The organism is Olsenella profusa DSM 13989, assembly GCF_030811115.1.
In the GTDB taxonomy this organism is placed as follows: domain Bacteria; phylum Actinomycetota; class Coriobacteriia; order Coriobacteriales; family Atopobiaceae; genus Olsenella_F; species Olsenella_F profusa.
The window spans coordinates 591,462-610,529 of sequence record NZ_JAUSQK010000001.1; the positions used below are offsets into that span (position 1 = coordinate 591,462).

Consider the following 19,068-nt stretch of genomic DNA (forward strand, 5'->3'; position numbering starts at 1 on the left):
ATCCTCCTTAGCTTACCCGCTTGGGGCGCTTTGCAGCCCCGTGCGCGAGCGTGAAGTCTATCTGTCCGCGCAGGGGAGTCGCCCCCGTTACGGTGACGGCGATGCGCCTGCCCACACGCCATGTATGACCGCTCTCCTCGCCTGTCAGCGTCAGGCGGGCCTCGTCATAGGCAAAGTACTCGTCGCCCAGATCGCGCACAGGCACCAGTCCCTCGGCGCAGCTGTCATCCAGCATGACGAAGAGCCCATAGCGCTCGCACCCCGTGACCACCCCCGAGAAGCTCTCCCCCACCCTGCGCGCGAAGAGCTCGGCCATCTTGACCTTCTGGGAGTCACGCTCCGCCGCGTCGGCCACGCGCTCTCGCTCGGAACTCGTGCGGCACAGCTGGGGAAGCTCGCGCACGATCGCCCGAGCCACCCTGCCGCCCAGGACCCCGTCCATGAGGGAGCCCAGGGTGCGATGCACCAGCACGTCAGGGTAGCGTCTGATGGGCGACGTGAAGTGGCAGTACGCCTGTGCCGCCAGGGCATAGTGCCCCTCGTTATGTGGCAGATAGACTGCCCGCTTCTGTGCACGAAGCAGCAGCGAGTTCACCAACACCTCGGCAGGGGTGCCCGCCGCCTCCGCAAGCACGCGCTGGAGGGCCTGGGGATCGCCCGTCACAAGCTCCCGCCCCGCCTTCCCCGGCAGGCCCAGTTCCTGCAGGATGGGCACGGCAGCCTTCAGATGATCCGGCGATGGCCGCTCGTGCACGCGGTAGGCACAGGGTATGTCGCGGTCGGCCAGCATCCGGGCAACGCTCTCGTTGGCCATGAGCATGGCCTCCTCGATGAGGGCCGTGGCGCGGGTGCGCTCACGCACCACCACACCCGTGGGGTGTCCCGCATCGTCGAGCGTCACCTTGGCCTCGCGCGTGGCAAAGTCGACGGCACCGCGATCGTGACGGATGCGCTGACGCAGGCGTGCCACCTCGTCCAGCACGCGGATGGCGTCGGCAACCCCTTGCGCCCAGGCACGCTCACAGGGCAGGGCGCCCGCCTCCAGCGTCCCCGCCAGCAGGGCGTCGGCCTGGTCGTAGGAGAGCCGCGCCTTCGATCTGATGAGCGATCGGCAGGGGTCGGCGCTCAGGATGGCACCCTGGGCATTCAGGCGCAGCAGCACGCCCATGGTCAGGCGATCCTCGCCCGGACGCAGCGAGCACACGTCGTTGCACAGGCGCTCGGGCAGCATGGGGATCACGCGATCCGCCAGGTATACGGAGCAGCCCCGCCGTTTGGCCTCGTCGTCTATCGGGCTGCCCCAGGCCACATAGTGGCTCACGTCGGCGATGTGCACCTCGACCTCGTAGCCGCCATGCTCCAGCCGACGTGCCGCCACGGCGTCGTCGAAGTCGCGGGCATCGGCGGGATCGATCGTCAGCACACAGCGCTCGCGCAGGTCGCGACGGTGCGCATCGGCAAGGGCCGCGGGCACATCCACGCACAGCGTCTCCGCCTGCGCGAGCGCCGCCTCGGGGAATGCCAGGGGCAGGTCGTGACTGGCCATGACGGTCTCCATCGCCAGATCGATGCCGGCCCCCGAGCCCAGACGACGCTCGATGGTCACGATGCCGGCGCTTCCCCGTGCGGGATACTCCAGAATGCGGGCCAGCACCACGTCTCCCGTGACCACGCCCCTATCCCGCGCGCTGGTGTCCTCGGGCAGCACGAAGAAGTCCCTGCGGATGCGCGCGTCCAGGGGCACCACCACGCCCAGGGGGTCCGCAACGTCATAGGTTCCCAGAAAGGTGGTCGTCGCATGCTGCAGCACGCCCTGCACGACGGCAAGGCGGGCGCCCCCATGACGCGTGACGAGGCTCACCTGCACCTCGTCTCCGTTCATGGCCTGGCGGACGCCGCCACGCGCCACGACAAAGCTGCCCTCGGGCGTGCTCACGGTGGCGGTTCCCGACGCACGCATGCGTATGGTGCCCGTCAGCAGCGTCCTGCGCCTACGGACCCCGCCGGTGCCCTTCCTCCTTGTGGAGCCATGCGGCCTTCGCGCGCGCCCCATACGTGCCTCCCTGCTGGCGCACCCATCCCCGTGGGATGTGCGGCCCTGACCAAGGGGGCGGCGCAGCCGTGAACTGCGCCGCCCCCTTCCCTGCCCTGTGAGGATCCCTATACCTTGAGATAGCGCCTCATGGCGATGGCCGAGCCAAACAGGCCCAGCACCAAGCCCACCACAAGCAGGGCAACGTACGTCCCGACAAGCGTGAGGATGGGGATCTCGAAGGAGAGGAACGAGAGGCTCTCCTGCAGGCGTGGCAGGAAGACGCTCACGCCCACCTGAAGCACGATGATGGAAAGCACCGCTCCGATGATAGCCTCGAGCATGCCCTCGGCCAGGAAGGGACCGCGTATGAAGCCGTTGGAGGCGCCCACCAGACGCATGATGGCAATCTCGCGACGGCGTGCCGAGATGGCAAGGCGAATCGTGTTGTTGATGAACACGAACGCGATGAAGGCGAGTAGCACGACGAGCACCACGGTGCCCACACGCACGAAGGACGTGAGGTTGAGGAGCTTCTTGACCGTGTCGCGGCTGTACTGGATGGACTGCGTCACGTCGGCCTTGTCGGCGATCTGCTGGAAATCGGCATCCTCCGCAAGCTGGTTGGCGACACCCTCCACCTGGTTGGGATTGGAGAGACTGATGACCAGCGACGCCGGTAGGGGATTGTTGCCGTCGAGGGCGCTCACGACGCCGTCGACCGTCTGGTCGCCCATCTTCTGGCGATAGCTCTCGAGCGCCTGGTCCTTGCTCTTGAAATCGACGCTCTGCACATTGTCCCATCCCGAGATCTTCTCCCTCAGGGCATCGATGTCCGCCTGCGAGGCGTCATCGGAGAGGAAGGCCTGGATGGTCACCTGATCCTCCACGTCGCTCACCTGGCGGGCCAGGATGACGGACGCGAGGGAGAACAGGCCGATCACGAACAGGGACAGGAAGATGGTGACGATGGCACCCAGGACGGTCGACCAGTTGCGGTGGAAATGACGCCCCGCTTCGCGCATGGAGTAGCCGAAGTTAGAGAACACCATAGTTGCCGTAGCCTCCCCTCTCTTGGTCACGCACGATGTGGCCGGCCTCGAGGGCAATGACGCGCTTGCGCATGGAGTCGACCATCTCGCGGTCGTGCGTCGCCATGACCACGGTGGTGCCCGTACGGTTGATGCGATCCAGGAGCTTCATGATGCCCAGGGAGATGGCAGGGTCCAGGTTGCCGGTGGGCTCGTCGCACACCAAAAGCGGCGGGCGGTTGACCATGGCACGGGCAACGGAGACGCGCTGCTGCTCGCCGCCGGAGAGCTGGTCTGGGTAGTTGTCCATCTTCTCGGCCAGGCCCACGAGGCGTAGCACCTCGGGCACCTGGGCCTTGATGACGGAGCGGGGCTTGCCGATGCACTCGAGGGCGAAGGACACGTTCTCGTAGACCGTCTTGTCTGGCAGGAGCTTGAAGTCCTGATAGACGGTACCGATCTGACGACGCAGATAGGGAACCTTGCGGTTGCGGAGTCGTGTGAGCTCCTGGCCCGCCACCATCACCTTGCCGCTGGTCGCGCGCAGCTCGCGCGTGAGCAGCCTGAGGAAGGTGGACTTGCCGGAACCCGAGTGACCGACGACGAAGACGAACTCGCCGGGGTAGATGTCGAGGCTCACGTCCTCGAGCGCGGGCTTGTTGGGCTGGGCTGGGTAGATGTGTGTTACGTTTCTGAGCGAAATGGTGGGGGTGCCGCTGCGATCCACCGCAGGCGCGTCACTGTTGGCCAAAGGCGCAAAGACGCTCGTGAAACCAGGCTGTGCCGTGATGTCATCCGAATCGTCGGCAACGGCAAGGTCGGTGCCGTCGGCGTCTGATTCCTCATCCTGGGTGGACGTTGCGTCCACGGGCTCGTCCGCGGTGCTCGGCCTGTCGGCAGCAGAGCTCGCCTTCCACCTCGCCGCAGAGGGGAGGTCGGCCATGGCGGCCTCTACCTCTGCATCCGACACGTCGACGGCATCGGCCTTGGAGGTGGCCTCATCCTGCTGGCTCGGCTCCTCGTCCTGCTGTCGAGCCTCTGCCTGCTGGCTTGGCTTCTCGTCCCCCTGTCGCTCGCTGCTGCGAAAGTGGTTAGCCACACGTGCTCCTTTTCTCCGTAGCGAAAACTGACAGATACGATTCTTATTGTATCAAAGCAGCTGTAAGGCTCTACGGCCTGCACGTCAACCACAGAATGCCCCCAGGATCGGCCCTTGCTCCTGGGGAAGTCGGGTTCACCCATCCTGCCGATGTCGCGGCACCCAGACACGAGAAGGCCTGCCCGCGCATGACTATCCCCCAGGCCCTTCGATTGCCCCTAACTCAGCTCGCATCCGCGAAGGACAAGCCAGGACCCCCCTAGCAGAGAGGCGACCCAAGACGCAGCGAACCCCTCGCCCAAAGCTACGTCTGCATAGGACAAGCTGCGCTCAGAGAGCCGCCTCATGAACACTATTGGATGTGCCATGGCCAGAGGACACGAAGCTCCCCCCTGCACGAGCGTCATCATGATCGCGACAAGAGAGAAGAGCACCATTATCATGGTGATAGTTGCCTTGGCAGGCTCTTGTGCGAGCAACGCGATGAAGACGACAAGGAAAACGAAAACCGCAAGCGGAATGGCACAAGCCAGGATGTCACCAAAGATGTCCCATCCAGACCCTATGGTCTCATTGTAAGGGCCCATCACGCTCTCGCAGACGCGACAACCAAGCACACAGAGGGCAATCGACTCGAAGACAAATACGGCGCTCACGAGTACCAGCGAAGCATATATGTTGGCTCGGCTGCGTCCGGCACAAACCGCCGATCCAATTATTCTGGTTGAGAAACGATCGCTTACGCATGCCGTGGACATCAACACTCCGACGGAGACAGGAACGATGCCAATACCCGAGGCAAGACCGGACACCATGGGCGACCCAACGGTCTGTGGAAGGCGTATGGCCGCAATGACGCCAACGGCCATCGACGACACCGCACAGACAAGGAGAGACAATCCGTACTCTTTGACCGCAATGCGGCCCCATGTGCTCATGACATCCCTCCAAAAAAACAGTGAGCGCCCACACCCTCCGTGACACCATCTCCTCTCATCAGACACCAGGCGTGGGTCGTACATCACTCTCGCCTCTTCACGGCAGCCATGGATCCCGCCATGCAGGCGCACAGCCACACGACGCCGACAAGGCATGAGAGGGTCTCGGGCACCTGTCCCGAACTGGCCCAATCAAGTGCCATGAGGGGTAGCCACGACAGGGCGGGCGTAGCCACGAGACCCCCCATGGACAATAGCCACTGAGTCCCGATTATTCCGCCAACGCAGGCCAGGGTGGCCCTCACCCGCCCCGTGAGGACCGCGACAAGCCCCGACACCGAGGCACACGCGAGCACCGACGACACAACCGCCAACGCATAGGGCAGAAAGGAGGAGGCGTCAAACTGCCTGCCACCCCACCCAACCGAACCCCACCCGCCATTGAGTAGGCAGCAGAGCAACGCATAGGCTACGGGAAAGGCCAGCGTGAGAACGAGCTCCGCCAGGTAGAGCACGACGAGCTTGGCGAGGAGCATCTGGGAGCGCGAGGCCCCGCTGACGACATAGGACTGGAAGGTCCGATGCTCAAAGTCTTGCGCGAGAGAGGAGCCGCCAGACAGCGCAACGACCAGGACGACGCAGCCCACCCTCACAGCAACCGTTGCTTTGACCAAGGCATCAAAACCCTTGAGAGAGTAGTAGTCTCCCCCCATATACATGAACTGGAAGAGGGCCACGATGGTCGCGAGCACGAACAGGAACTGTCCCTCGTGGACAACCCTATACAGTTCCGCCCTCGCCAGGCGCCCCACGACGCCCATCAGCCCCGCACCCCCGTGACTCGAGACAGGAAATAGTCCTCCAGGGATTCGCGGGAACCACACATCTGCGTAAGCTCATCGTGGGTGTGCTCCTCCAGCACCCTGCCGCCGTCCATGAGCACGAAGTCATCCGCCAGTTGGTGCAGTTCGGAGAGTATGTGGCTGGAGACGAGCAGGGTCACTCCTTGCTGGTCACAGAGTGTGCGTAGCAAGGTACGCACGTCCGTCATACCAACCGGGTCAAGGCCATTGGTGGGTTCGTCGAGAATGAGCAGGCGCGGGTTGCCCACGAGGGCCAGGGCTATGCCCAGTCGCTGGCGGGTGCCCAGGGAGAGGTGACGCGCGCGCCTGTCGCGGACGTTGGAAAGGCCAACCAGCTCGAGGCATCGGAGAATCTCGTCCCTGTCATAGCAGCCCTTCTGCAGCGCCCGCATGGTCATGTTCTCAATGACCGTCAGCCGTGCGTACACGGCCGGACCCTCGATGAGGCACCCCATCCTCGCGCGACATCGACAGAGCTCGCTCTCGCCGGTTTGCCCAAATATGGATATGCACCCCGATGTGGGATGGGACATGCCACATATGATGCGCATGAGCGTGGTCTTGCCCGCACCGTTCCGGCCGATGAGACCATAGACCTTCCCATGCTCAAGGCTAAGGTTCACATGGTCGAGCGCCTGGATGTCGCGGAAGCGCTTCGAGACGTCTCTCACCTCAAGAACCAGCTCGCCCATGAATGCCCCTCCTGTGCCATGAGTCTACTTGCCCTCGTCATGCGAATACTCTTGCACCTCACTCCGCACGGCCTTGTTGTAGTGCTGCGTCGACATGAGCCGTCCTCGCTGGTATGACGCCACTCCCAGAAAGACTGAAACCGCCAAGAGAATCCAAGTCAGTCCCGAAAGTGGCCACCAGAGGCTTGGCATCCAATCACCCACATACGAGCATACGAATGCCGCGCAGAACATAACAAAGGAAATTGAGTAGGTGATCGTCTGGCCAATATGTGCCTCATGCCTTTGCTCCAAGGTATGGAACTCAGCAATCTGACCATGGGATTCCATCATTTCATGGCGCTCGAGATGTGCCATGCGAAGCAGCAGCCCAGCGGCGGCCACCGTCAGCATCCACAGCACGAACGCGAGCGCCCTGGAGACGCCAAGTCCAACGCACAGGAAGGCCACGCCAAGGCCCAGAACGGGCACCGCACATCCAGACGCCAGAAGCAGGCAACGCCTTGTGGCATAGCGCTCATAGGCACGGGCCGCCGTGCCTTGGTAACTCGTGTCCTCGATGCTCCCCCACTCAGACGAACCCGCCTCTCCATCACCAGCAGGCACGTCGGGAGGGGGCTCAAGACACCTTGGCCGAAAAGTCGCGGAGGCGCTGCCATATACCAGCTCGTCCATCGTGCAGCCAAACAGGTCGCACAGGCGAGCCATCCTCTCCAGGTCGGGGCGACTCTTGCCCGACTCCCACTTGGCGACGGACTGGCGACTGATGCCGAGCTCCTCGGCAAGCGCGGCCTGGCTCAGTCCTCGCACGGCCCTTCTCGCTTGGATATTGTCCCCTATCGCGCCCATATCCCTCTCTAAGCCCGTTGTGCCACGGTCTCTTCTGGCCTCTCCAATGTGGTCAGACATGCTCCCGTCCATCTCCCTGATGAGTCTTGGCCTCTTGAGCCACTCCCGCAACCAACCATGGGTTGCTTTTTTGCTCCCGGCAGTGACAACCATCGGTTGTCACTGCCGTTTACCAGGCATTCTTTATCATAACCATTCCGGTGCGCACATCGTTTGACTGTGCCAGGAGGGCATACAGCCGGGTGACCCCATCACCCGGCTGTCGTTATCTCAAGGATAGGCCACCCCAGCGTGCGTCTGGGAGACAGACAAGTGGGGTCGTGAATGAGTTCACGTACGGATTCAAGGGGCAGCCATCCGAACGGGGGCGTTCCCACAGCCCACGGTGATGCGCCATCCAGCACATGGACGGCAGACTCGTGGCCATGCGTCAGGTTGTTCTGACGCACCTGTCGAGGACTCGCCCGCACGGTGGACACAATGAGGGTTCGGCCAGCCCCGGAGCAACCTTCCAGGGCTGGTCGAACTGGACCTTCTAGCAGAAAGAGCTGCCTATCGCACGAACTCCTCGACGGCATGCTGGATGCCCGCCGCGTCCAGGCCATACTTGGCCAGGAGCTCCAACGCGGGGCCGGACTCGCCGAAGACGTCCTGGATGCCCAGCTTCCTCACGGGTACGGGCCGTGCCTCGGCGAGGGCCGCGCACACGGCGTCGCCCAGCCCGCCGATCACGGAGTGCTCCTCCACCGTGACGACCCGACCGGTCCTCGCGGCCGAGGCGACCACGAGGCCCTCGTCCAGGGGCTTGACGGTGTGGAGGTTGAGCACCTCGGCGCTCACGCCCTGGGTGGCGAGCGCCTCGGCCGCCTCCAGCGCCGCGGAGACCATGAGCCCGCAGGCCACGATGGTGACGTCCGTCCCCGCACGCTCCACGACGCCGCGACCCAGCTCGAAGCGGTAGCCGGCCCCATGGAGCCGTGGTGCGGCAAGGCGGCCGAGGCGGAGGTACACAGGACCGTCCGCCTCATAGGCGGCCCTGACGGCGGCCCGCGCCTCCGCGTCGTCGGACGGCACGACCACCGTCATGCCCGGGATGGCGCGCATGAGGGCGATGTCCTCGTTGCACTGGTGCGTGGCGCCGTCCTCGCCCACGGAGATTCCCGCGTGCGTGGCGCCGATGACCACGTGCAGGTGGGAATAGCCGATGGAGTTGCGCACCTGCTCGAAGGCACGGCCGGCGGCAAACATGGCGAACGTACTGGCGAACACCCTGTGCCCCGTCGCGGCGATGCCCGCGGCGATGCCCATGAGGTTCTGCTCCGCTATGCCCACGTCGAAGAAGCGGTCAGGGAAGGCCCTCTTGAACATGCCCGTCTTGGTCGCGGCGGCGAGATCGGCATCGAGCACCACGAAGTCGTCGTGCTCGTGGCCCAGCTCGACGAGGGCGTTGCCGTAGCTCTCGCGGGTGGCCATCCTCTGTGCGTCTGCCATCACTAGGCCTCCTTCGAGAGCTCGGCCATCGCCTGGGCGAACTCGTCGTCGTTGGGGGCCTTGCCATGCCAGCCCACCTGATCCTCCATGAACGAGACTCCCTTGCCCTTGACCGTGCGCATCACGATGCAGGTGGGGGCGCCCTTGGTCGAGCGCGCCTCCTGGAAGGCGGGTCGCAGCTGGCCGGGGTCACTGCCGTCGGCCACCTCGACCACATGGAACCTGAACGCGCGGAACTTGTCCGCGATGGGCTGGGCGGAGTTGACCTCCTCGATGGTGCCATCTATCTGGAGGTTGTTGTTGTCCACGATGAGGCAGAGGTTGTCCAGCTGGTGGTTGCCGGCGAACATGGCCGCCTCCCACACCTGCCCCTCCTCGATCTCCCCGTCGCCCAGCAGGCTATAGACGCGGTAGGCGTCACCCCAGTGCTTGGCGGCCAGTGCCATGCCCACGGCCGTCGAGACTCCCTGGCCCAGTGAGCCCGTGCTCATGTCCACCCCGGGCGTGTCGTGCATGTTGGGATGGCCCTGCAGGTATGAGCCCACGTGTCGCAGCGTCAGGAGGTCCTCCTTGGGGAAGAAGCCCCGCTCGGCAAGCGTGGCGTACAGCCCGGGCGCGCAGTGGCCCTTTGACAGGACGAAGCGGTCGCGGCCGGGGTCGTGCGGGTTGCCGGGATCGACATGCATCTCCTCGAAGTACAGGTATGCGAGGACATCCGCCGCAGAGAGCGAGCCACCGGGGTGGCCTGACCTGGCCGCGTGGGTACCTGCGATGATGCCCTTGCGGATCTCGTTCGCATGCCTCTTGATCTCTGCGTTGTCCATGGGAGGACTCGTTCCTTTCTCGCGGAAGCGGGCGGATCGCCTACTGGGCGTCGAGGACCTTCTGCCAGTCCCTGTCGAAGCTGGCACGGCCCTGGTCGGTGAGCGGGTGCCTCACGGCCTTCCTGAGCGCGGCAAGGGGCACCGTGGCGATGTCGGCGCCGAGGAGGGCGGCCTGGGTGATGTGGTTGGGGGTGCGGACGGACGCCGTGATGATCTCCACCCGGCCGTCGACGTTCCTCCCCGCCCAGTCGTAGTTCTTGACGGCCCGTACGACGCTGGCGAGCTGCCCGATGCCGTCCTCGGCAATGTCGTCGAAGCGGCCGACGAAGGGGCTGACGTAGCGGGCGCCGGCGTTGGCCGCGAGCAGCGCCTGCGTGGGCGAGAAGACGAGCGTCATGTTGACGCGGATGCCCTCGGCGGCCACGGTGTGGCAGGCGGTGAGGGCCTCCTCGCAGATGGGGAGCTTCACGACGATGTTGGGGGCGAGCTTGGAGAGGCGACGGGCGTCGGCGACCATGTCCTCGATGGTCTTGGCCTGGGACTCGGCGGAGACGGGCAGGCCCTCGCAGACCTCGCAGATCCTGACCATGTGGCCCTCGAAGTCGGCGAGCCTGCCACCGGTCTTGGCGTAGAGGCTCGGGTTGGTGGTGACGCCGGCGAGGACGCCCCAGCCCTCGGCCTCCCTGATCTCGTCGAGGTCGGCGGTGTCGATGAAGAACTTCATGATGGCTCCTTTCCAGATGTCCGCTCGTGCGCGGACACGCGATACCTTGACGTTAGCCGAGACGCCCAAGCGCCTCCTCGATCTTCCCGCGAACGAACACGGATGCGTGGGCAACGTCATCCTTCCAGCTCGCGGAGCCCAGATACCACATTTCGCACACATAGCGACGGACCCCCTGGGGCACGAGTTGGGTCAGGGCACCCTCGTAGTCCGTCGTGCCCTCGCCAAACAGCATGTCACGGTACTGGCCGGCCCTGGTCGCCTTCATGTGGGCCGCAAAGATGTGCCCCGCGCCCGTCGCGATGTCGTCGGCGACGGGCCTGCCGTAGAGCAGCGACGCGTTGGTGAGGTTGCCCACGTCGGGATAGACGCCCAGGAAGGGGCTGTCGATCTCGCTGACGTACCTCATGGCCTTCTCGACCGTGTCCATGAACGGGGTCTCCATGGTCTCGAAGCCCATGACCACGCCCGCCTTGGCGGCCATCTCGCAGGCCTTGGCCAGGTTCTCCCGGAAGCACCCCTCGGAGCCGTCCCAGGCGTCCTCCTCGTAGTAGGCGTCATAGCCGGCGAGCTGGATGATGTGCAGGCCGAGGTCACACGCCAGTTCAAGCGCCTTGTCCATCATGACGAGGCCATATGCGCGCTTCTTGGGGTCCTTGGCGCCAAGGGGCCACTTGCGATGTCCCGAGAGGCACAGGGATCCCAGGGGCACGCCCGCGTTGCGCATGGCCTGGACGACGTCCGCGCGCTCACGGGCCGTCCAGTCCAGCCGGGCCTGGCGGGCATCGGACTCGTCCACCGAGATCTCCATGTAGTCAAAGCCGCTGTCTGCGGCAAGGCGCAGACGCTCCTCCCAGGTGAGGTCCGAAGGCGTCGCCTTCTCATAGAGCCCCAGCTCGTACGCTTTGCTCATATACGCTCCTCCCGAATGCAGGGTGCTGGTCTCGTCTGGAAAGGCCAGCGCCTGCGTCCTCGCTCGGTTTCGACAGAGAGCGGCAGGATGGTCTGCTACTTCCCCTGCCCGTAGTAGGCATGGGGCCCATGCTTGCGGAGGTAGTGCTTGTCAAGCAGGTACTGTGGGGCAAGGGCGTCAGCGGCAGGCTTGTCGGCGGCGCCACAGAGCAGCTCGGTGTCGCGGGCCATCTTTGCCACCTCCTCGATCACCACGGCATGGTACACGGCCTGTGCCGCATCCTTGCCCCACGAGAAGGGGCCGTGGTTGCGCACGAGGCAGCCGGGCTGGGCCACCGGATCCGCATCCGCAAAGCCCTCGACGATGACCTTGCCCGTATCGAGCTCGTAGGCTTCCTCGATCTCCTCCTGGGTGAGCCCCCGCATGCAGGGGACCTCGCCGTAGAAGTAGTCGGCCTGCGTGGTCCCATAGCAGGGGATGGAACGGCCGGCCTGTGCCCATGCGACGGCGGCCGCCGAGTGGGTATGGACGATGCCGCCGATCGAGTCCCAAGCCCTGTACAGGTACGCATGGGTGGGCGTGTCCGACGACGGGTTGAGGTCACCCTCCACCACCGTGCCGTCGAGGTCACAGACGACCATGTTCTCGGGAGCGAGCTCCCCGTAGTCGACGCCGGACGGCTTAATGACGAAGAGGCCCTTGTCGCGATCGACCGCAGAGGCGTTGCCCCAGGTGAAGACCACCAGCCCATGCTTGGGCAGATCCATGTTGGCCTCGTAGGCCCTCTCGCGAAGTTCCTTGAGCATCATGTGCGTCACCCCTTAGAGAACCGAACGGAACGGGACGTTAGGCTCGTGGTCGAAGCAGTCATGGAAGCCACGATCGTACATGTACTCCCTCTTGTCCTTGTCCAGCGGGTAGGTGTAGTCCCCGCCCGGCTGCCAGTAGTAGGGGTGGAAGGTGTAGCCCAGACGGTTCTTGCGCATCTGGTACAGGACCTCGATCTCGCGCTGGTCGGCCATGAAGTTGGTCCAGACGTCCCAGTGGATGGGAATGACGACCTTGGCCTGCAGGGCCTCCGCCATGCGCAGGATGTCGGTGGCCTCCATCTTGTCCTGGATGCCCACGGGGTTGCAGCCATAGGAGCCAAAGCACACGTCGACGCCGCCGTACTCCCTCATGACGTCCTTGCCGTGCTTGGCGAAGTAGATGGAGTAGTGGGAGTCGCCGCTGTGGTAGATGTTGCCGCCCGGGGTCACGAGGAGGTAGTTGACGGCCTTCTCGTCCATGTCGGTCGGGCACGTGCCCGCCAGGTCCTCGCGGTCGGGGCCGGTGGAGTCGGTGGTGACGATGCAGGTACGATCGAAGGAGTCCATGCAGACGATGGTCATGTCCTTGATCTTGAACGTGTCGCCGGGCTTGACGACGCGGATGCGATCCTCGGGCACGCCCCACGCGCGCCAGAAGTCGGCGGACTTCTCGGGACCGATGAGGGGCACGGGAATCTCGTTGCCGCTCTCGTCGGTGGTGGTCATGCCCGACTGGATGACGTGGGCGGCCCACTCCTTGGACATATGGTCCTGGTGATAGTGCGTCGCCAGGACGGCATCCACATGGGTGAACGCGAAGGGGTCGAAGACGTAGGGGATGTTGCGCAGGTTGGGTTGCATGGCCCGGACGCCGGCCATGTTGGCCATCTGATGGCCGACCTTCATGAGGCCGTTGCCGTGGGTGCGCTTCCCATTGCCGGTCCACAGGTCGATGGTGATGTTGGCGTCGCCGGGCGTCTTGACCCACATGCCGGTGCAGCCGAGCCACCACATCTTGACGTTGCCCTTGGGCACCGTGCAGTTCTCGATGTCCTCGTTGAGCCATGTCCCCCACTCGGGGAACGTGCTCATGATCCACCCCTCACGGGTGACCTCGTCGATCGCAGACATTCGAACCTCCCTTGGTTGGTGAGCTGTCGATACCCCGCCCAGGGGCGGGGCCGTGGTACCGCGCGCGTGATGCTACTTCGCGAGCACCGTGTAGAGCGCGACCTCGTCGGTCTCGCGGTTGGCGGAGATGATGTGGCTCGATCCGCCCTCCTCGAAGACCCAGACGTTCGCGGGCCCGCAGTCGTGGTCGATGACCTCGACCCCGTACGCCCCGTCCTCCCAGTAGACGCGCAGCAGGTCGCGGCCGCCCCTGCGGTTGCCCATGACGGCACACGGGCTACCGGTGAGCTCGCCCGCCCAGATGGCATGCAGGAAGCCGCGCCTCTGGGGGTCCTCCCACACCTTCTCGTACTGGCCCTCGTGCTCGGTCTCGTGCCACACGGAGAGCGTGTCCCCATGGAAGCGTGAGATGGTCACGATCTCGTCCCGTCCGTCGCCGTCGAGGTCGACCGGCGTCATGTCACTCGTGGGATCCATGATCAGGCAGGTTATCTGCCAGCCGGCACCGTCCCGTGCGGGAGGCACGTAGCGGAAGACGCCGGCGGCGGTGCCCACGAGGGCAAAGGACGCGTTCGGCGCGGTGTAGAAGCCGTGGTTCTGAAGCTGGCACCCGGCCAGGCGGGTGAGCTTGAGCTGATGCGTCTCGTCGAACTGCTCGAGCCTCTCGGGCAGCCTGGCGATGTACACCGCCCCAGGCGCCTTCCAGTCGTCCCTGAACGCGCGACAGGCCGACTTGATGGTGCACGCGACGAGCCAGTCCTGTCCGTCCGCCCCCTTGAGCACGCCAAAGCGGTGCACGTAGGGCAGGTCGCAGAGGACGGAGCGCCTCCAGGGGCCGTCCGCCTGGCGCGTGTAGGTGACGATCTTCGCGTCATCGGCCCCGAAGTTGGGAGAGAAGAACTTGTAGGTGGCCATGAGCTGGTCGCTGCGGCCGGGGGCCTGCATGACCGTCATGACGCCACCGGGGCCGTCGCAGACGTCCCCCTCGGCGGTCCCGTCGAGCCTGAAGCGCCTGATGGGGCCCTCCTTCTCGGTCGCGACGACGAAGCCGTCGAAGTCGTCGCCATGGAGCATGCCGATCGCATACGGCTTGGCCATGTCGGCCGCTATGACCTTCTTGGTGTACTTCATGGTGCCTCATGTCTCCCTCAGGGCTCGTGCTACTTTGAGAACTTCTTGTCCAGCCCGGCCTCGACGAACCTCTCCTCGATCTCCTTATCGGACAGGACGTTCTTCAGGGGGATGCAGATGACCTTGCCGGAGTCCGCCGCAGACTTGAACATGTTCTCGAAGTTGCGGGGGAAGCATGCGACGTCATACTGCGTCGCCGTGGAGGTGCCCTCGGCAAGCGCACAGTGATGGACCTCGGAGACGTCCATGCCCAGCTTCTTGGCGACGCGCTCTATGGTGAGCTGCATCATGAGCGAGGTGCCGGAGCCGTTGGCGCACGCACACAGAATCTTTGCTGCCATCATTCGTCCTTTCCTTGGGGGCGGCGACCGCGCCGCCGCCCGCTCTCCTACGCTATGGGGCCGACGCCCGGCGAGGTGAGCCGGCCCCACATCTCACAGACAGTCAGACGCACCCCACCCCTACTTGGCGGCGGCCGCGTCTATGGCCTTCCTCTCGGCAGCATCACGATACTCGCAATACCTGTCGTAATCCTCGACCTCGAGGAAGTAGGTGCTGTCGCCGTTCTCGTCCTTGGGGGCAGCCCTGTACTGGAGCTGCGGGATGACGATGAGGATGAGGGCGACGACGGCGACGCCGATCCAGCCGAGGTACCTCATGATGACCGTGAAGACAGGCCAGATGGTCGCCCAGTCGAACATGCCAAGGTAGCCACCGAAGGCGTACATCTGAACCCAGGACGCGATGGCCGCGGAGCCAAAGACCTGCAGCAGGCCACAGATGAACGGCGCGATCAGGCACGCCTTGAGGCCGCCCTTGTTGTTGGCGTACACGCCGAGGACGGCGTTATCGAAGAACAGGGGGATGAAGCCTGCGACCACCACGACGGGGCTGTGCATGACGAGCAGGGCGCCGATGGCGATGAACTGGCCCACGGCACCGGCCATGAAGCCGAGGGTGACCGCATTGGTGCTGCCGAAGCCAAAGGTGACGGCGCAGTCGACGCCAGGCACGGAGCCCTTGAGGAGCTTGGTGGAGATGCCCTGGAAGGACACGGTCAGCTCGGCGACGAACGTGCGGACGCCGAGCTGGAGGATCGTCAGGTACACGGCGAACTGGAAGCAGTTGTACAGGATGTAGAAGACGAAGTCCTGGCCTGGCTTGAGAGCGGCGCTACCCGTCAGCAGGTAGGCCTTGTCCGTCTGGGCGGCATCAGAGAGCCTGATCAGGAAGTCGGGGCCGATGACGATGAGGATGATGCCGAAGAAGAACGTCATCAACAGCGCCGTGGAGACCATGTTCTCGTTGAAGATCGAGAGCCAGCCCGGCAGCTCGATGTCCTCGAGCTTCCTGTCAAAGGCGGAGGGCTTCCTTGAGGCGCCGGCCTTCTCGAGGCGCTCGCGCCTGGCGGCGTCGCGGCGGCCCAGCCATCCCGCAAACTTGGAAGCAAAGAATATGCCGAACATCTGCTGGTGGCCAATGGCGAAGCCGGCACCCTCGGTAAGCTCCTGGGTCGGGCCGATCGTGAGGTTGGAGCCGACCGCCCAGTACAGGCCCAGCAGGATGGTCATGACGACGAGCGCGGGGACGCTCATGAGGTTGGGGAAGCAGAACATGATGAGCCAGAGCGCGGTCGCCGCCTGTTGCACCTGGACGTTGCCCGTCGTGAAGATGGCGCGCAGCTTGGTCTGCCTCTTGAGGGCCACCAGCAGGATGTTCAGGATGTAGGCAAAGAGCAGCAGCAGCATGTACTGAGAGACGTCGGCACCCTGCAGGAACTGCACGTTCGCAAGCGAGAAGTCCCCGGCCTGCGCCGCCTTCACGCCCGCGTCGACCGCATTGTTGCCAAAGTACGGGTCGATGACCATGGCGCTCAGGCCAAAGCGCTGGCTGAGGCCAACGGTGATGGGCCTGAACGAGTTGACCAGACCGGCCGAACCCACCGAAAGGATCATGTAGCCGACGGAGGCCTTGATGAAGCCCGCCAGGACCTCATACCAGCTCTTCCCAAGCAGCGCATACCCGATGACCACGATGAGGCCGATGATCCAGGCAGGCTGTGACAGGATGGTACTGGAGAACCACGTGACCACAGACATCAGAACGTCCATATCCTCTCCTTACAGAATGAGATGGGGGAGATGATCACTCGTCTCCCACAAGTTTGTCGATCTCGAGCAGCTCCTCAGGGCTCTCGATCTTGGAGAGCTTCTCGACGACCTCCTCGTTGGACATGACGGCCGCAAGGTGCTGCATGTTCGTGAGATGCGAGGCGGCATCGACGTCGCTGAGTGTGAAGAAGATCTGTGCCGTGGTATCGGGGTCGTCCTTGGCCCCAAAGTGCACCGGCTGCTTGACGCGCATGAAGCTGATGGCCTCGCGGTTGGTGCCCACGGCGCCCTCGACCGCATGCGGCATCGCGACACCCGGAATCAGCACGATGTACGGACCGTGCTTCTCGACGTTCCTGATGAGGCAGTCCGCATACACCTCCTCGACGGAGCCATCCGCAACCAGGGGCTTGATGCCCTCGCGGAGCGCGTCGCGCCATGTGAGGGGTCCATCAACGAGGTTGTAGTGCCTCAGCTCGTACAGTTGGCTCAGTAGCATTTCGTTCACCTCCCCCGCTGCGTTCAAAAGGGCAGCCACGGAACCTTGCGTTCCCTCCTGCTGCTATGATAAGATAAGTGTGCGAAATGGTTGCAAATTGTTTTCTATTCGTCTGTTCAAAAAGTACGTTTAGAACTATTATTATATTCGTTCGTTACTATTTAGCCTCCTGCACCAGGAAGGGCAGGGAAAGGCGCACCGCATTCGAGAATGAACGTTCAAAGTCGTATGTTTTGGCTCCGAGGCCGAATGGTATGCTTTTACAGGTGAATGGCCACGGAACGAGAGAAGCGAACAATGTCCTCCCGCACAAGCCTCGTTGACGGTCGACATGCAGAGATCCTGGACTTCCTCAGCGGCAACGGTAGGGTCAAGGTCTCCGAACTTGCCGAACGCTTTGGCGTCTCCCCGCTTACCATGCGTCGCGACCTCGACTTCCTGGGGTCGAAGCGCCTCGTGCGCCGCACGCATGGCTACGCCGAGCTGGTTGACCCGCTGGGCAGCCCCATCAGCTCGACCGCCATCCTCGCCAAGCGCAGCATCGCCGAATATGCGGCGGGTCTCATCGAGGATGGCGACACCGTCTTCATCAACACGAGCTCCACGGCGCTGTTGGCCATCGAGCACATCACGGCCCAGAACGTGACCGTCGTCACCAACAATGGGCGGGCGCTGCAGCTCTCCTCCCCCGCCTCCGTCTCGATCATCCTCACGGGCGGCGAGATCCGCCAGCCCAAGTGGTCGATGTCGGGTGAGTTTGCCCTTGCGAGCATCAATCGCGTCAATGCGGCCAAGGCCATCCTGGGGTGTTCGGGACTTTCGGCGAAGCGCGGGCTCACGACCCTGGTGTCGCACGAGACGAGCATCAACTCGCTCATGCTCGAGCACTCCGACAGGCGCATCATCGTAGCGGACGGCACCAAGATCGGCGTGAACTCCAGCTTCAGGTATGGCAATCCAGAGCAGGTGGACGTGCTCGTCACCGATGGCAGCGCCGATGCGGACGAGATGGCGCGCCTCGAGGCCGCAGGCGTACGCGAGGCACGCTACGCCTGCGGTGAGGGCGTCTAGGCGTATGGGAGCACCTGCGGGACGTCCCCCCCCGGCCGCCCCGCAGGTGTCACGGGAGGGTGGGCGCGCTACTGGTCGGCGCCCACGGCCTCCAGGAAACTCTGGAGCTTATCCTTGATCTCCTGCTTGTTCACGATGTCGCGGATGCCCAGGGCATGCGCGACGCCTGCGTGGGCCTCAAGGTCCTCGGCGAGGTCGCTCATGGTGATGACGAGGTCGCCAGCGAAGGAGTCGATGTCGGCGATGGTGCCCGTACGCGTCTCGATCGGGTAGCCCTCCTCGCTGATGACCTGGTCGCACTTTATCTTGAGCATCTGGGAGGATGCGACGCCCGCCCTGCAGCAGACGAGCGCCTGATACGTGTTGGAAGACACTGGTGGCTCCTTTCCATGTCGCGGACGGCGTCCACGACGTCGTGTGCGCTTTCCGCCTCGTCAAGCGCGGCGAGGAAGCTGGGATGTGAGAGCAGCTCCACGAGTGAGGAGAGTACCTCCAGATTCCCCACGGACGTTGGGGCGCTCAAGGGAAAAGATAGCGCACCGGATCGTTGTCCGTGCTACCGAAGGCCACGGGCCCGTCGAGTGTGGTGATGCCGATGGCCTCCCCATGGGCACCGCACTCGGACCGCGCATGGGGAATCGCCACGCGCGGCGTGATGACGATGTAGGGCCCCTGCTCCTCGACACCAGCGATGACGTCATCCACGTAGCCTTGGCTGACCTCCTCTGCGACGCGGAGGGGGCGAATGACCGGCGCACGGCATCGCGCCAGTCCCTGGCGAATACCGCCAGCTGGACGTGGCTGGGCCTCAAGAGGTCGGATGCCATATGCGCCCCCCTCTGGCAGCCCCATCCGGCATC

At 64.3% G+C, this 19,068-nt stretch carries 20 protein-coding genes; 1 reads left to right on the forward strand and 19 read right to left on the reverse strand.

Going from position 1 to position 19,068, the window contains the following annotated elements; genetic code table 11:
• Positions 1-7 precede the first annotated feature (7 nt).
• From rnr to J2S71_RS02805, 17 genes are all read right to left on the reverse strand, one after another.
• On the reverse strand, positions 8-2,053 hold the full coding sequence (gene rnr / locus J2S71_RS02725) for a ribonuclease R (protein WP_307388607.1): 2,046 nt from the start codon (positions 2,051-2,053) through the stop codon (positions 8-10).
• A gap of 107 nt (positions 2,054-2,160) precedes the next feature.
• Positions 2,161-3,084, reverse strand: a complete 924-nt coding sequence (gene ftsX, locus J2S71_RS02730; RefSeq protein WP_040650755.1) for a permease-like cell division protein FtsX — start codon at positions 3,082-3,084, stop codon at positions 2,161-2,163.
• Positions 3,071-4,162: a cell division ATP-binding protein FtsE gene (gene ftsE / locus J2S71_RS02735; protein ID WP_307388610.1), complete on the reverse strand. Its 1,092-nt coding sequence runs from the start codon at positions 4,160-4,162 to the stop codon at positions 3,071-3,073. The genes ftsX and ftsE overlap by 14 nt, the downstream gene beginning before the upstream one ends.
• A gap of 218 nt (positions 4,163-4,380) precedes the next feature.
• Positions 4,381-5,184 carry a hypothetical protein gene (locus J2S71_RS02740; RefSeq protein ID WP_307388612.1) on the reverse strand — a complete coding sequence of 268 codons (804 nt, stop codon included), beginning with the start codon at positions 5,182-5,184 and terminating at the stop codon, positions 4,381-4,383.
• Positions 5,184-5,921, reverse strand: a complete 738-nt coding sequence (locus J2S71_RS02745) for a hypothetical protein (RefSeq protein WP_307388613.1) — start codon at positions 5,919-5,921, stop codon at positions 5,184-5,186. The genes J2S71_RS02740 and J2S71_RS02745 overlap by 1 nt, the downstream gene beginning before the upstream one ends.
• Entirely contained in the window at positions 5,921-6,655 is a 735-nt protein-coding gene (locus J2S71_RS02750; protein WP_307388616.1) for an ABC transporter ATP-binding protein, read from the reverse strand. Before J2S71_RS02750 ends, J2S71_RS02745 begins: the two co-directional genes overlap by 1 nt.
• Before the next feature lie 24 nt (positions 6,656-6,679).
• The gene (locus tag J2S71_RS02755) at positions 6,680-7,657 is read right to left on the reverse strand and encodes a helix-turn-helix domain-containing protein (RefSeq protein WP_307388617.1); all 978 of its coding nucleotides are present in this window, start codon (positions 7,655-7,657) and stop codon (positions 6,680-6,682) included.
• Between the two features lie 399 nt (positions 7,658-8,056).
• A complete protein-coding gene (locus tag J2S71_RS02760) occupies positions 8,057-8,995 on the reverse strand; it encodes a transketolase family protein (protein WP_307388618.1) in 939 nt (312 codons plus the stop codon).
• A gap of 2 nt (positions 8,996-8,997) precedes the next feature.
• Positions 8,998-9,819 (reverse strand): transketolase, encoded by an 822-nt coding sequence (locus J2S71_RS02765; protein ID WP_307388620.1) that lies wholly within the window; start codon positions 9,817-9,819, stop codon positions 8,998-9,000.
• A 40-nt stretch (positions 9,820-9,859) separates the two neighbouring features.
• Positions 9,860-10,543 (reverse strand): transaldolase family protein, encoded by a 684-nt coding sequence (locus J2S71_RS02770; RefSeq protein ID WP_307388622.1) that lies wholly within the window; start codon positions 10,541-10,543, stop codon positions 9,860-9,862.
• A gap of 52 nt (positions 10,544-10,595) precedes the next feature.
• A complete protein-coding gene (locus tag J2S71_RS02775; RefSeq protein WP_307388624.1) occupies positions 10,596-11,456 on the reverse strand; it encodes an L-ribulose-5-phosphate 3-epimerase in 861 nt (286 codons plus the stop codon).
• Positions 11,457-11,551: 95 nt separating this feature from the next.
• Positions 11,552-12,265, reverse strand: coding sequence for an L-ribulose-5-phosphate 4-epimerase (locus tag J2S71_RS02780; protein ID WP_307388626.1), 714 nt, complete (start codon positions 12,263-12,265; stop codon positions 11,552-11,554).
• 12 nt (positions 12,266-12,277) lie between these two features.
• On the reverse strand, positions 12,278-13,396 hold the full coding sequence (gene ulaG / locus J2S71_RS02785; RefSeq protein WP_307388627.1) for an L-ascorbate 6-phosphate lactonase: 1,119 nt from the start codon (positions 13,394-13,396) through the stop codon (positions 12,278-12,280).
• A gap of 72 nt (positions 13,397-13,468) precedes the next feature.
• Complete coding sequence (locus J2S71_RS02790; protein ID WP_307388629.1) at positions 13,469-14,527, reverse strand: hypothetical protein; 1,059 nt, start codon at positions 14,525-14,527, stop codon at positions 13,469-13,471.
• 29 nt (positions 14,528-14,556) lie between these two features.
• The gene (locus J2S71_RS02795; protein WP_040650826.1) at positions 14,557-14,868 is read right to left on the reverse strand and encodes a PTS sugar transporter subunit IIB; all 312 of its coding nucleotides are present in this window, start codon (positions 14,866-14,868) and stop codon (positions 14,557-14,559) included.
• A gap of 120 nt (positions 14,869-14,988) precedes the next feature.
• Positions 14,989-16,638, reverse strand: coding sequence for a PTS sugar transporter subunit IIC (locus J2S71_RS02800; protein WP_307388632.1), 1,650 nt, complete (start codon positions 16,636-16,638; stop codon positions 14,989-14,991).
• A gap of 34 nt (positions 16,639-16,672) precedes the next feature.
• The gene (locus J2S71_RS02805; RefSeq protein WP_021725141.1) at positions 16,673-17,137 is read right to left on the reverse strand and encodes a PTS sugar transporter subunit IIA; all 465 of its coding nucleotides are present in this window, start codon (positions 17,135-17,137) and stop codon (positions 16,673-16,675) included.
• 297 nt (positions 17,138-17,434) lie between these two features.
• On the opposite strand from J2S71_RS02805, the gene J2S71_RS02810 reads away from it, so the two are divergent.
• Positions 17,435-18,208: a DeoR/GlpR family DNA-binding transcription regulator gene (locus J2S71_RS02810; RefSeq protein WP_307388633.1), complete on the forward strand. Its 774-nt coding sequence runs from the start codon at positions 17,435-17,437 to the stop codon at positions 18,206-18,208.
• A 68-nt stretch (positions 18,209-18,276) separates the two neighbouring features.
• Here J2S71_RS02810 and J2S71_RS02815 read toward each other — a convergent pair whose 3' ends face one another.
• Both J2S71_RS02815 and J2S71_RS02820 read right to left on the reverse strand, forming a co-directional pair.
• On the reverse strand, positions 18,277-18,582 hold the full coding sequence (locus tag J2S71_RS02815) for a PTS sugar transporter subunit IIB (RefSeq protein WP_021725129.1): 306 nt from the start codon (positions 18,580-18,582) through the stop codon (positions 18,277-18,279).
• A gap of 145 nt (positions 18,583-18,727) precedes the next feature.
• Entirely contained in the window at positions 18,728-18,913 is a 186-nt protein-coding gene (locus J2S71_RS02820; protein ID WP_051332867.1) for a PTS sugar transporter subunit IIA, read from the reverse strand.
• Positions 18,914-19,068 lie beyond the last annotated feature (155 nt).

Coding starts and splice junctions, on each gene's coding strand:
- rnr (WP_307388607.1), bottom strand. CDS start 2,053: ATGGGGCGCGCGCGAAGGCCGCATGGCTCCACAAGGAGGAAGGGCACC.
- ftsX (WP_040650755.1), bottom strand. CDS start 3,084: ATGGTGTTCTCTAACTTCGGCTACTCCATGCGCGAAGCGGGGCGTCAT.
- J2S71_RS02740 (WP_307388612.1), bottom strand. CDS start 5,184: ATGTACGACCCACGCCTGGTGTCTGATGAGAGGAGATGGTGTCACGGA.
- J2S71_RS02745 (WP_307388613.1), bottom strand. CDS start 5,921: ATGGGCGTCGTGGGGCGCCTGGCGAGGGCGGAACTGTATAGGGTTGTC.
- J2S71_RS02750 (WP_307388616.1), bottom strand. CDS start 6,655: ATGGGCGAGCTGGTTCTTGAGGTGAGAGACGTCTCGAAGCGCTTCCGC.
- J2S71_RS02755 (WP_307388617.1), bottom strand. CDS start 7,657: ATGGTTGTCACTGCCGGGAGCAAAAAAGCAACCCATGGTTGGTTGCGG.
- J2S71_RS02760 (WP_307388618.1), bottom strand. CDS start 8,995: ATGGCAGACGCACAGAGGATGGCCACCCGCGAGAGCTACGGCAACGCC.
- J2S71_RS02765 (WP_307388620.1), bottom strand. CDS start 9,819: ATGGACAACGCAGAGATCAAGAGGCATGCGAACGAGATCCGCAAGGGC.
- J2S71_RS02770 (WP_307388622.1), bottom strand. CDS start 10,543: ATGAAGTTCTTCATCGACACCGCCGACCTCGACGAGATCAGGGAGGCC.
- J2S71_RS02775 (WP_307388624.1), bottom strand. CDS start 11,456: ATGAGCAAAGCGTACGAGCTGGGGCTCTATGAGAAGGCGACGCCTTCG.
- J2S71_RS02780 (WP_307388626.1), bottom strand. CDS start 12,265: ATGATGCTCAAGGAACTTCGCGAGAGGGCCTACGAGGCCAACATGGAT.
- ulaG (WP_307388627.1), bottom strand. CDS start 13,396: ATGTCTGCGATCGACGAGGTCACCCGTGAGGGGTGGATCATGAGCACG.
- J2S71_RS02790 (WP_307388629.1), bottom strand. CDS start 14,527: ATGAAGTACACCAAGAAGGTCATAGCGGCCGACATGGCCAAGCCGTAT.
- J2S71_RS02795 (WP_040650826.1), bottom strand. CDS start 14,868: ATGGCAGCAAAGATTCTGTGTGCGTGCGCCAACGGCTCCGGCACCTCG.
- J2S71_RS02800 (WP_307388632.1), bottom strand. CDS start 16,638: ATGGACGTTCTGATGTCTGTGGTCACGTGGTTCTCCAGTACCATCCTG.
- J2S71_RS02805 (WP_021725141.1), bottom strand. CDS start 17,137: ATGCTACTGAGCCAACTGTACGAGCTGAGGCACTACAACCTCGTTGAT.
- J2S71_RS02810 (WP_307388633.1), top strand. CDS start 17,435: ATGTCCTCCCGCACAAGCCTCGTTGACGGTCGACATGCAGAGATCCTG.